The sequence below is a fragment of the Martelella alba genome, assembly GCF_005217455.1.
Classification (GTDB): Bacteria; Pseudomonadota; Gammaproteobacteria; order Enterobacterales; family Enterobacteriaceae; genus Acerihabitans.
Genome location: NZ_SZPQ01000001.1, coordinates 74,557 through 87,094 on the forward strand (window position 1 = coordinate 74,557; position 12,538 = coordinate 87,094).

Sequence of the window (12,538 nt, forward strand, 5' to 3'; positions counted from 1 at the left end):
CCAGAGACGCTTATATGATGACGGGGTAAATCGCTGTCTCATGGCCTCATGGCGGCGACTTCTGCCTATCTGGCCTGCCCGTGGCCCCCGAGGGTGGGATAAGGCACGGCTCCCTGGAAGGCTGAAAAAAAAACCGCCTAAATTCAATGAAGTAAAATGCCAGGATTTGCCGTCAATTAACCTGGGTATTGAGAAATATCTGATTGATAATTGCAGCGAAATTTGAAAACTGTCAACGACCGATGTCGCTCGGATAATTTTTTTTGAACAGAGTTATCCACAGTGCTTGGCGGCAATAACCTGTTTTCCGAATTTGCGTGCCATAGGTTGAAACATTTTATCTTTATGATAAACCGCGTTTTTTATATCGCAAAAACATGATTGTCACATCTTGTCTTTTTTGTTTCAATTGATTGTCAAAGGATTTTTTATTTTATCCACAGGCTTTGCGAGTTGACCTTTTCTTCGCCGTTATCGGTCGTTTTTCACGCGTCCCGGGGCAACCCTTTTTCAATGGATCTTATCAATCGCTTATGACCGGCCGGCTGGACCTCAACGCCTGATGCGCCGCGGCGTTGCCTTTGCTGGCATAAGGCCCAGACAATGTGCTCGTCCACCATAGGGTCGCCGCCCAGCCGGTTTTGCAAAGCCAGGACAATGTGATCTTCATAAGGCGCATTACCCAGCGCGACCGCGATATTGCGCAACCAGCGGCGATGGCCGATGCGCCTGATGGGCGAACCCTCGGTCGTTCGCAGGAAGGTCGCTTCGTCCCACGCGAACAATTCGAGCAGTCGGGATGACTGCAAGACGACGCGCGGGCTGAAATCCTTTTCGGCGGTAAGAGGAGCGAAACGGTTCCAGGGGCAAATCAGCTGGCAGTCGTCGCAGCCGTAAATCCGGTTGCCCATCAGGGGGCGCAAGGCCTCAGGAATACTGCCGTCCAGTTCGATGGTCAGATAAGAGATGCAACGGCGCGCGTCGACGGTATAGGGCGCGACAATGGCGCCCGTGGGACAGGCGGTCAGGCAGGCGACGCAACGCCCGCACCCTTCGGCCGCCGGGGCGTCCGTCGGTAGGGGAATATCAATCAGCAGTTCGCCGAGAAAGAACCAGGAGCCGGCTTCGCGATTGAGCAAAAGTGAGTGTTTACCTACCCAGCCTAGCCCCGCTTTGGCCGCCAGCGGGCGTTCAAGGATCGGCGCGGAGTCGACAAACGGCCGGAAATTCACCTCGGCGCACCATTCGCGTATCCGGTCGCCCAACTGTTGCAGGCGGTGGCGTAATACCTTGTGATAGTCGCGTCCCAGCGCATAGCGACTAACATATCCCAGACGGGGATTTTTCAAGGTGCGGGCGAACGCCGCGTCGGCGGGCAGATAATTCATCCCGGCGCTGATGACGCGCAACGTGCCGGGCAGCAGTTCCGCGGGGCGCGCGCGCAACATGCCGTGACGGGCCATCCAGGCCATATCGCCGTGGTATTGTTTGTCCAGCCAGGCTTGCAGTTCGGGCTCATGAGCGGCAAGATCGGTGTCGCAGATACCGATGTGTTGAAAACCCAATGCCAGTCCCCAATGCTTTATGAGCCGGGCTAATTCCATTAAATCGAAAGGGTATGACATGGCGGACCGTATCAATAAAACAAACCAATCCAGTTTACCATATTCCGTTTATTCGTCCCAATGGCTAAGGACATGGGAACAGGAAGCCGCCGGTTTGGCGGGCCTGTCGTTATATCAGCTTATGCAGCGGGCCGGCGCCGCCGCTTTCCATCTGACGCGCTGGCATTATCCCTCCGCCCGGCATTTCCTGGTTTTGGTCGGGCATGGCAACAATGGCGGCGACGGCTATGTATTCGCCCGGCTGGCCCGTGAACGCGGCCAACAGGTCACGCTGGTGGAATGCCCAGGGCGCCACCCGTTGCCGGATCAGGCCGGGCAGGCCAGGCAGGCGTGGCTGGACGCCGGTGGCAGGTCCACCAGCGCGGACCAGCCATGGCCGGAGGACGCGGATGTCATCGTGGACGGCCTGCTCGGCAGCGGCCTGCAACACGCGCCGCGCGAGCCCTATCGCGGCCTTATCGAGCAGGCCAACGCCCACGGCGCGCCAATCGTGGCTTTGGATATTCCCTCAGGACTGAACGCTGAGACCGGCGCGGCGGCCGGCGCGGTGATCAAGGCGGCGCATACCGTGACTTTTATTGCCCTGAAACCCGGCCTGCTCACCGGCAAAGCGCGCAGCGCCGTCGGGCGCCTGCATTATGACGACCTGGGACTGGGTACCTGGCTGGCAAGCCAAACCCCGCGGTTTACCCGTCTTACCGCCCATCAACTGCCCCATTGGCTGCGACCGCGCGATCCCTGCGTCCATAAAGGCGATAACGGGCGTTTGCTGATCATTGGCGGCGACAGGGGGCTGGCGGGCGCCATTCGCATGACCGGCGAGGCGGCATTGCGCGTCGGCGCCGGATTGGTGCGAGTGCTTACTCGCGAAGAAAATCAGGGCGCACTGCTCACCGCCCGCCCGGAATTAATGGTGGACACACTCACCGACGCTTCGCTGCGTCAGGGTATGGAATGGGCCGATGTGATTGTGATAGGCCCGGGGCTGGGACAGGAAGAATGGGGAAAAAATGCGCTGCGGCTGGTGGAAAATTCGGATAAACCCATGTTATGGGATGCCGATGCGCTGAACTTGCTGGCTTTACGTCCGCAGAAACGTCACAATCGTATCATTACGCCGCATCCCGGCGAGGCCGCCCGGTTACTGCGCGGCGACGTCGGCACGGTGGAGCACGATCGTTTCCAGGCCGCGGCGGAGCTGGTCGCCAGGTATGGCGGGGTGACGGTGCTGAAGGGGGCCGGCACCCTGATTGCCGGCGAGGACGGGCGGACCGCCATCGCCGACGTGGGCAATGCCGGTATGGCCTCGGGCGGCATGGGTGATCTGCTGTCCGGCATCATTGGCGGTTTGCTGGCGCAGAAGCTGCCGTTATATGATGCGGCTTGCGCCGGCTGCGTCATTCACGGCGCCGCCGCCGACCGGCTGGCGAGGGAAAAAGGCACCCGGGGCATGCTGGCCACGGATTTGTTGCCCGTTTTATACCGATTTGTCAACCCTGAGCGTATCGCATAGAAATCAGACATGGAAAAATGTGTTATTCCTTTACCGGACGAAGCGGCAACCATCGCCTTAGGCGCGGCCTTGGCCGCCGCCTGCCCGCCGGCCTGCGTGATCTTCCTTTATGGCGATTTGGGGGCCGGGAAAACCACGTTTTGTCGGGGATTCCTGCAAGCGCTGGGTTACCGCGGCAATGTCAAAAGCCCCACTTACACGCTGGTCGAGCCCTATGAGCTTGAGAATCGCACGGTTTACCATTTTGATCTTTATCGGCTGGTGGACGCGGAAGAGCTGGAATTCATGGGTGTGAGGGACTATTTCGATCAACAGGCGATTTGCCTGGTGGAATGGCCGCAAAAGGGGGAGGGAATATTGCCCCGCGCCGATATCGTCCTGACGCTGAACTATGCCGATGCCGGTCGTCTCGCCGCGGTGGAGTCCCTGTCCGGCCGGGCGCGGGCGATTGTGGGCGGGCTGGCGGCGCGGCGGGATTGTCCCAAATGATAAACCGCTTACGAACCCTTCTGGCAATGTTCTGTTTGTGTCTGGCAGGCCATGTCCTGGCGGCCAATCTCTCCGATCTTAACGTCAGCAATGGCGCCGAACGGTCCGTCGTGACGCTGGGATTCGGCGGGAAACCGGATTACGCTTTTTTCAGCCTGCATAATCCCGAGCGGGTAGTGGTGGATATCCGCAAAAGCGCGGCGGTGCAAGGATTACCGTTGGAATTCAACGGCCAGAATATCATCCGGCGCATTCGCACCAGCCGCCCCGTCGATGCCCAAAGTCTCCGGCTGGTGCTCGACCTGACCCGTAAGGCGCGGGCCAATGCGGCCGTGAGTGCCGCCAACGGACGGCAAAACGTCGTGATAACCCTGGTGAGTCAGGCGCCGCCGCGGCAGTCCGCCGCGCCGGAAACCGCGGCGAACACCGCCCGCCCGCGCCCGACTGCCGCCAATCCGTTCGGCAAGTCCGAGGCGGCGAACAATCCCCTTATCAGCCGCGACACCCGCCCGGCGCGGGGCGTCTCGACGCGGGGCGAACCCGTGGTGGTCGCTATCGATGCCGGCCACGGCGGCCAGGATCCGGGGGCCATCGGCCAACACGGCTTGATGGAAAAAAATGTCACCATCGCCATCGCGCGTAAACTGAAGGCGCTGCTGGATCAAGACCCGATGTTCCGGCCGGCGCTGACCCGCACCGGGGATTATTTCATTTCGGTCATGGGCCGCTCGGAAGTGGCGCGCAAACAGGGCGCCAATCTGCTGGTCTCCATTCACGCCGATGCGGCGCCCAACCGCAGCGCCACCGGCGCCTCGGTGTGGGTACTTTCCAATCGCCGCGCCAACAGCGAGATGGCCAATTGGCTGGAACAGCATGAGAAACAATCGGAACTGCTGGGCGGCGCGGGGGATTTGCTGGCCAACAGCCAGGCCGATCCCTACCTGAGCAAGGCCGTGCTGGACTTGCAGTTCGGCCATTCCCAGCGGGTGGGTTACGATGTCGCGACCCGGGTCCTGCATCAGTTGCGCATTATCGGCGATTTGCACAAAACGCGACCGCAATACGCCAGCCTGGGCGTGTTGCGCTCGCCGGACATTCCTTCTTTGCTGGTGGAAACCGGTTTTATCAGCAACGCACGGGAAGAACGGCTACTGGGCAGCGACGCTTATCAGGATCAGATCGCCAAGGCCATTTACCGGGGATTGCGCGCGTATTTTCTGTCCCATCCGTTGCAAAACGGCCCGAAGTTGGAAAATCGTCCGCGACAAGGCATCGCCTCGGCGGCGGACGCCGGCGCCAGCGGCGCCCAGGCCGTATCCCAGTCCACCGCGGCGGTGGTGCAACCGGCCGCCGCCGGCCGACATGTCGTACAGCGCGGTGAAACCCTGTCCGGCATCGCCAGCCAGTATGGCGTGAGCATGGCGGATTTGCGCGAACTCAACCATCTGAAAAAAGATGGCGTGTGGGTGGGCCAGCGGTTGAGAATTCCGTCCGGCGCGGTGGCGCAGCAAACCCAGTCGCTGCGCGCGCGAAAACACAAAGTCGTGGTCGGCGACTCGTTGTACGGCATCGCCGCCAAATATGGCGTGAAAAGTGATAGCATAAAACGGATAAATCATCTGAAATCCGATAATGTCATGTTGGGCCAGATTCTCATTATTCCGCCCGCTTAATTCCAGAGGATAGTCGCCGCCATGCCGATTCAGGTTTTGCCGCCGCAGCTTGCCAACCAGATCGCCGCCGGCGAGGTGGTCGAGCGGCCCGCGTCGGTGGTGAAGGAACTGGTGGAAAACAGCCTGGACGCCGGAGCCACGCGTATCGATATCGATATCGAACGGGCCGGCAGCCGGCTTATCCGCATTCGCGATAATGGCTGCGGCATCGGCAAAAACGAACTGTGTCTGGCGCTGGCCCGCCACGCCACCAGCAAGATAGCCACCCTGGACGATCTGGAGTCCATTATCAGTATGGGGTTTAGGGGCGAGGCGCTGGCCAGCATCAGCGCGGTCTCGCGCCTGACCCTGACGTCGCGTACCGAGGGGCAGAGCGAAGCCTGGCAGGCCTACGCCGAGGGACGGGATATGGCGGTGGCCGTTAAACCGGCGGCGCATCCGGTGGGGTCCACGGTAGAGGTGCTGGATCTCTTCTATAATACGCCGGCCCGCCGTAAATTCATGCGTACCGATAAAACCGAATTCGCGCATATCGACGAGGTGGTAAAACGGATCGCGCTGGCGCGTTTCGATGTCGCCTTCACGTTACAGCACAATGGCAAACAGGTACGCCATTATCGTTCCGCCACCGAGCCGTCCCAATATGCGCGGCGTCTCGGCAACTTGTGCGGCGCGGCATTCGTCGAGCGGGCGCTTGAAGTGTCCTGGCAACATGGCGATCTGGCTATTCACGGCTGGGTGGCCGATCCCTCCGTGGACGGCGATTTGCCGGAGATGCAGTTTTGCTACGTCAACCGGCGCATCATGCGGGATAAACTGATTATCCACGCCGTCCGTCAGGCCTGCGAGGAACGTTTGCCCGACGGCCGGCCGCCGGCCTTCATTCTTTATCTTGAAGTCGATCCCCGCGAAGTGGACGTCAATGTCCATCCCGCCAAGCAGGAAGTCCGCTTTCATCAATCACGGCTGGTGCATGATTTTATCTATCAGGCGGTCGTGGCCGTCTTGCAGCAGGCCGGCCGGCCGGAGTTGCCCATGGCCGACGCCCCGCCCGCGCATTATGCCGCCGAAAACCGCGCGGCGGCGGGAAAAAATCTTTTCGATCAGCCGCCGAAGCTGTCCTCGCCGCCGATTCCCGGCGACGGGGGGACACCCTCGCGCCGCAGCGAATGGCAGACGGGCCGGGCGCGGGAATCGGCCGGCGCCTACACGCCCGCGGAAGGCTTTCGCAAAACGGAAGGGGAACTCTACCGGCAATTGATGCAGACCGCGCCAGACGATGGCGCATTACCAGTGGCCGCGGCCGAAGAACCCGCGGGCGAGCCGGCGCCGACCGATGTTCCCGCGGGGTTCGGCCGGGTACTGGCCATCTATCCGCCCTGCTACGCGCTGGCGGAATATCGCCGCCGTTTGGCGCTGATTTCCCTGCCGGCGGCCGAACGATGCCTTAAACAACGGCAATTGACGCCCGAAGGCGGCGCGCAGCGCTCCCAACCGTTGCTGATTCCGCTGCGTCTGACGTTGCGGGATGCCGAGGTCGAAGCGTACCGGCGCTATCAGCCCTTGCTTGAGCAAATGGGCGTTCGATTGCAGCTAAACCAACGGCAAGGCACACTTAATGGCGTACCTTTACCATTACGCCAACAAAATTTACAAAACTTGATTCCTGAACTGTTAGGCTATCTGGCAGAGACCGAAGCGGCGACATGTCATGAGATTGCTGAATGGATTGCCCGCCAGTCAGACAGCGAGCAGCGTGCGTGGAGCCTTTCCCAAGCGATACAACTCCTTGCCGAGGTAGAACGGCTGTGTCCGCAGTGGGTGAAAACCCCTCCCGACGGACTGCTGGTTATGCTCGACCTTGAGGCCGCTATCGAGGCCCTGAATCATGACTGAAAATGTTCGCCAGGATTTGCCCCCGGCTATCTTTCTGATGGGGCCGACCGCATCGGGTAAAACCGGACTGGCCATCGCGTTGCGCCAGCGGTTGTCGGTGGACATCATCAGCGTGGATTCGGCGCTTGTTTACCGCGGCATGGATATCGGCACGGCCAAACCCGGTAAAGAGGAACTTGCCGCGGCGCCGCACCGGCTTATCGATATTCGCGAACCGGAAGAAACCTACTCGGCGGCGGATTTTAGCCGCGATGCGCTGGCCGCCATGGCGGAGATCACCGCATCGGGACGTGTGCCGCTGCTGGTGGGCGGCACGATGCTTTACTTCAAGGCGCTCCTGGAGGGATTATCCCCCTTGCCCCCGGCGAACCCTGAAGTACGCGAACGCATCCTGCGGGAGGCGGAGTCTAAGGGATGGGATGAACTTCATCGGCAGTTATATGTCGTTGATCCCGCGTCGGCGATTCGTATTCATCCGAATGATCCCCAGAGACTCTCCAGAGCACTGGAAGTTTTTTTCGTTTCAGGTAAAACTCTAACAGAACTGACGAAAACTTCTGGCGAAGCTTTGCCTTACCGTGTTCATCAGTTCGCGATAGCACCGGAAAATCGCCAACTGCTGCACCAACGTATCGAACAGCGCTTTCGTCAGATGTTGGCGGCCGGTTTCGAGCAGGAAGTCCGGCGGCTTTTCGCGCGCAAGGGCTTGCATACGGATTTGCCGTCCATGCGCAGCGTCGGTTATCGCCAGATGTGGTCATACTTGTCAGGTGAAATCGATTACGATGAAATGATTTTCCGCGGGATTTGCGCAACCCGGCAGCTCGCCAAGCGCCAGATGACCTGGCTGCGCGGCTGGCCCTCGGTTCACTGGCTCGATAGCGACAAGCCCCAGGCCGCCCTGGACAGGGTATTACAGGTTGTTGGTGCATAGGTTGGTTGATTGTGTACAATTGGTAAGTACTGAACGCGCTTTTTTTACATCGTTTATTTTGAGCCACATGGTTCTTGTTACAAACTACAAGCACATAAGGAAAAGATAGAATGGCTAAGGGGCAATCTTTGCAAGATCCGTTCCTGAACGCATTGCGTCGGGAGAGGGTTCCGGTTTCTATTTATTTGGTGAATGGTATTAAATTACAGGGCCAGATTGAGTCGTTTGACCAATTTGTCATTTTGTTGAAAAACACGGTGAGCCAGATGGTTTATAAGCACGCTATCTCCACGGTAGTACCGTCGCGCGCAGTATCGCATCACAATAACAATCCGGCCGGCGGCGGTGGTTCCAGCAATTACCATCATGGCGGCAATCCGGCAGCGCCTCAGACGCCACAGGAAAGCGACGACGTCGAATAAGACGCGTCCGGTTTAATCCATCGCGGTGCTTTGGCGCGTAGTGGCGCCGGGGTACCGTTAACATTGCGGTTTATCCGTTGAGAGGTTTTTCGCTTGTTTGACCGCTACGATACCGGTGAACAGGCCATACTGGTTCACATATTTTTCTCGCAAGACAAAGACATGGAAGATCTGCAAGAGTTTGAATCGCTGGTGGCTTCCGCCGGAGTAGAGGCTTTGCATGTCATAACCGGAAGCCGCAAGGCTCCGCATCCCAAATATTTTGTCGGAGAGGGAAAAGCGGAAGAGATCGCCTCGGCGGTCAAAACCAGTGGCGCGTCTGTCATATTGTTCGATCACGCTTTATCCCCGGCCCAGGAACGCAATCTCGAGAGCTTGTGTCAATGTCGGGTGGTCGATCGCACCGGACTGATTTTGGATATCTTCGCACAGCGCGCCCGTACCCATGAGGGTAAGTTGCAAGTGGAGCTCGCCCAACTGCGCCACCTTGCCACACGGCTGGTGCGGGGATGGACTCACCTGGAGCGGCAAAAAGGCGGCATCGGTTTACGCGGTCCGGGCGAAACGCAGCTCGAAACCGACCGGCGCCTGCTGCGCAACCGCATCACGCTGATTCTGTCCCGGCTGGAGCGGGTGCAAAAGCAGCGGGAGCAAGGGCGGCGCGCCCGTAGTCGCGCCGAGGTGCCCACGGTATCGCTGGTGGGGTATACCAATGCGGGCAAATCCACCTTGTTCAACCGTCTGACCCGGGCGGGCGTGTATGCCGCCGATCAATTATTCGCTACCCTGGACCCGACCCTGCGGCGAATCGTGGTGGACGATGTCGGCGACACCGTGCTTGCCGATACCGTAGGCTTTATCCGCCATCTGCCCCACGACTTGGTGGCGGCGTTCAAGGCAACGTTGCAGGAAACCCGCGAGGCCACGCTATTGTTGCATATCATTGACGCCTCCGACGGGCGCAGCCGGGAAAACGTCGCGGCGGTGACCGCGGTGCTGGCGGAGATCGAAGCGGATGAGGTGCCGGTCCTTGAGGTAATGAATAAAATCGATATGCTGGATGATTTCGTCCCGCGCATTGATCGGGATGAAAACCAGCGGCCGGTGCGCGTCTGGCTGTCCGCCCAGACCGGCGCTGGCGTTCCGCTGCTTTTTCAAGCGTTGAGCGAGCGTCTCTCAGGTGAAATCGCCCTGCATGAGCTGCGCTTGCCGCCGCAGGCCGGACGTTTACGCAGCCGTTTTTACCAGCTTCAGGCGATTGAAAAAGAATGGATTGAGGACGATGGCAGCGTCGGGCTGGTGGTCAGAATGCCCATAATCGACTGGCGTCGCCTTTGCAAACAGGAAAACACGCTGGCGGACTATTTGGTCTGACCGTACTTTGATATTGAAAGTGAAAGCCTGAAGAAATCACATTAAAAATGGAGCTAATACATGGCGTGGAATCAGCCCGGTAACAACGGACATGACCGCGACCCGTGGGGGAGCAGCAATAACAACAGCGGCAACTCCGGCGGAAATAACAATAAAGGCGGCCGCGAACAAGGGCCGCCCGATCTGGACGATATTTTCCGTAAACTCGGCAAAAAGCTCAGTGGGTTGGGCGGAGGCGGCAAAAACACCGACGGCGGCAGCAGGGGACCCGCCCATAGCGGACGTTATATCGGACTGGCGGTGGCGGTTCTGGTGATCATTTGGGCCGGCAGCGGTTTTTATACCATCAAGGAAGCGGAGCGCGGCGTTGTCACGCGCTTTGGCAAATTCGATCGCCTGGTGCAACCGGGGTTGAACTGGAAGCCCACCTTCATCGATCATGTGACGCCGGTGAATGTTGAATCGGTTCGCGAGCTGGCCGCCTCGGGCGTCATGCTGACCGCCGATGAGAACGTGGTGCGGGTGGAAATGAACGTTCAGTACCGCGTTACCGACCCTGAGCGCTACCTCTTCAGCGTCACCAATGCCGACGACAGCCTGCGTCAGGCCACCGACAGCGCCTTGCGCGGGGTTATCGGCAAGTACACCATGGATCGCATCCTGACGGAAGGCCGAACGGTGGTCCGCAGCGATACCCAGCGGGAGTTGGAAGAGACCATTCGGCCCTACGATATGGGCATCACTCTCCTGGATGTCAACTTCCAGACGGCGCGCCCGCCCGATGAAGTGAAAGCCGCTTTCGATGACGCCATCGCCGCCCGCGAAAACGAGCAGCAATACATTCGCGAGGCCGAAGCCTACGCCAACGAAGTGCAGCCAAGAGCCAACGGACAGGCGCAACGCATTCTGGAAGAGGCCCGCGCCTATCAAACGCGTACTGTGCTGGAAGCCCAGGGCGAGGTACAGCGGTTCGCCAAACTGCTGCCCGAATACAAGGCCGCGCCGGAAATCACCCGCCAGCGTCTGTATATCGATTCGATGGAGCGCCTGCTCAGCCATACGCGTAAAATTCTGGTCAATGAGAAGAATGGCAATAACATCATGGTATTGCCGCTGGAACAAATGCTGCGCAATGCCTCGGCGAGCAAAGCGGGTAATAAATCTTCCGCGAACTCTCTCCTGAAACTGCCGCCGTTGTCGACGCCGAGCGCGACCGAACCCACGCCGTCCTCCGATACCGGCAGCGCCGGCTCCGTCATGGACCAGCGCAGGGCCAACGCCCAGCGCGACGACACCACTCGCGTAGGGAGGGAATAACCGATGCGCAAGTCAATCATTTTCATTCTCGTCGTGGTGGCGTTGGCGCTGTATGCATCGATGTTCGTCGTACAAGAAGGCCAGCGCGGCATCGTACTGCGTTTTGGCAAAGTGCTGCGCGACAGTGACAACAAGCCGGAAATCTTCAATCCCGGCCTGCACTTCAAAATTCCGTTCATCGAAACGGTGAAAACCCTGGATGCGCGGATTCAAACCATGGAAAACCAGGCCGACCGGTTTGTGACCATGGAGAAAAAGGACCTGATCGTCGATTCCTATATCAAATGGCGTATCAGTGATTTCAGCCGTTATTACCTGGCGACCGGCGGCGGCGACATCTCCCAGGCGGAAGTGCTGCTTAAGCGCAAATTCAGCGACCGGCTGCGTTCCGAGATAGGCCGCCTTGACGTGCAGGGCATCGTTACCGATTCGCGCAACCGTCTGATGACCGATGTCCGCCAGGCGCTGAATACCGGCACCAGCGGCGAAGCGGAAACCTCGGCGGCGGATAGCGCCATCGCGTCGGCGGCGGCCCGGGTTGAAAAGGAAACCCATGGCGCCCAGCCGGCGGTGAATCCCAACAGTATGGCGGCCCTGGGCATTGAGGTCGTGGATGTGCGGATAAAGCAGATCAGTTTGCCGGCGGAGGTGTCCGACGCCATCTACCAACGCATGCGCGCCGAGCGCGAGGCGGTAGCCCGTCGTCATCGCTCGCAGGGGCAAGAGCAGGCGGAAAAGCTGCGGGCGGCGGCCGATTATGAGGTCACGCGCACGTTGGCGGAAGCGCAGCGCACGGCGCTCATCATCCGCGGCCAAGCCGACGCGGAAACCGCGCAACTGTATGCCAACGCCTTTGGCGCGGATCCGGCGTTCTTTACCTTTATCCGCAGCCTGCGGGCGTATGAAAACAGCTTTAGCAGCGGTAACGACATCATGGTGCTCAGTCCCGACAGCGATTTCTTCCGTTATATGAAGTCGCCGGACGCCACAAGTCCCGCCGCTCCTCCCGCCGCCCGTCACTGACGGCGGGGAAACGCTTCTCAAGGCCCGTTGATGCGGGCCTTTTTTCGAGGTAAACATGAATCCGACAATCTGGATGGCTTTGGGGCTGGTGTTGGTTCTCGAAGGATTGGGGCCGATGCTGTTTCCCACGGCCTGGCGCAAAATGATTGGCGCCATTGCGATGCTGCCTGACAAATTGCTGCGTCGTTTCGGCGGCGGCCTGGTGGTGGCCGGCGGCGTCATCTACTACATGTTGCGAAGCAGAATGGGAGGATGATCGCAGTGCCGAAAAA

General features: G+C 59.5%; 11 protein-coding genes. 10 read left to right on the top strand and 1 reads right to left on the bottom strand.

Features of this window, described 5'->3' with window-relative positions:
- Positions 1–485 precede the first annotated feature (485 nt).
- Positions 486–1,625 (bottom strand): tRNA epoxyqueuosine(34) reductase QueG, encoded by a 1,140-nt coding sequence (queG, locus tag FCN80_RS00350; RefSeq protein WP_136987839.1) that lies wholly within the window; start codon positions 1,623–1,625, stop codon positions 486–488.
- Between queG and nnr the strand changes: the two genes are divergently transcribed.
- From nnr to FCN80_RS00400, 10 genes are all read left to right on the top strand, one after another.
- Positions 1,624–3,138, top strand: coding sequence for a bifunctional ADP-dependent NAD(P)H-hydrate dehydratase/NAD(P)H-hydrate epimerase (gene nnr, locus FCN80_RS00355; RefSeq protein WP_136987840.1), 1,515 nt, complete (start codon positions 1,624–1,626; stop codon positions 3,136–3,138). The two genes, queG and nnr, sit on opposite strands and share 2 nt — an antisense overlap.
- A gap of 9 nt (positions 3,139–3,147) precedes the next feature.
- Positions 3,148–3,627, top strand: coding sequence for a tRNA (adenosine(37)-N6)-threonylcarbamoyltransferase complex ATPase subunit type 1 TsaE (tsaE, locus tag FCN80_RS00360; protein ID WP_136987841.1), 480 nt, complete (start codon positions 3,148–3,150; stop codon positions 3,625–3,627).
- Entirely contained in the window at positions 3,624–5,300 is a 1,677-nt protein-coding gene (gene amiB, locus FCN80_RS00365; RefSeq protein ID WP_136987842.1) for an N-acetylmuramoyl-L-alanine amidase AmiB, read from the top strand. Before tsaE ends, amiB begins: the two co-directional genes overlap by 4 nt.
- A gap of 21 nt (positions 5,301–5,321) precedes the next feature.
- On the top strand, positions 5,322–7,196 hold the full coding sequence (gene mutL / locus FCN80_RS00370; RefSeq protein WP_136987843.1) for a DNA mismatch repair endonuclease MutL: 1,875 nt from the start codon (positions 5,322–5,324) through the stop codon (positions 7,194–7,196).
- Entirely contained in the window at positions 7,189–8,130 is a 942-nt protein-coding gene (miaA, locus tag FCN80_RS00375) for a tRNA (adenosine(37)-N6)-dimethylallyltransferase MiaA (protein WP_136987844.1), read from the top strand. The genes mutL and miaA overlap by 8 nt, the downstream gene beginning before the upstream one ends.
- Positions 8,131–8,240: 110 nt before the next feature.
- Positions 8,241–8,552, top strand: coding sequence for an RNA chaperone Hfq (gene hfq, locus FCN80_RS00380; protein ID WP_136987845.1), 312 nt, complete (start codon positions 8,241–8,243; stop codon positions 8,550–8,552).
- Between the two features lie 93 nt (positions 8,553–8,645).
- Positions 8,646–9,926, top strand: a complete 1,281-nt coding sequence (hflX, locus tag FCN80_RS00385; protein WP_136987846.1) for a ribosome rescue GTPase HflX — start codon at positions 8,646–8,648, stop codon at positions 9,924–9,926.
- 60 nt (positions 9,927–9,986) lie between these two features.
- Complete coding sequence (gene hflK / locus FCN80_RS00390; protein WP_136987847.1) at positions 9,987–11,243, top strand: FtsH protease activity modulator HflK; 1,257 nt, start codon at positions 9,987–9,989, stop codon at positions 11,241–11,243.
- A gap of 3 nt (positions 11,244–11,246) precedes the next feature.
- A complete protein-coding gene (hflC, locus tag FCN80_RS00395; protein ID WP_136987848.1) occupies positions 11,247–12,266 on the top strand; it encodes a protease modulator HflC in 1,020 nt (339 codons plus the stop codon).
- Positions 12,267–12,321: 55 nt separating this feature from the next.
- Complete coding sequence (locus FCN80_RS00400; RefSeq protein ID WP_136987849.1) at positions 12,322–12,522, top strand: DUF2065 family protein; 201 nt, start codon at positions 12,322–12,324, stop codon at positions 12,520–12,522.
- Positions 12,523–12,538 lie beyond the last annotated feature (16 nt).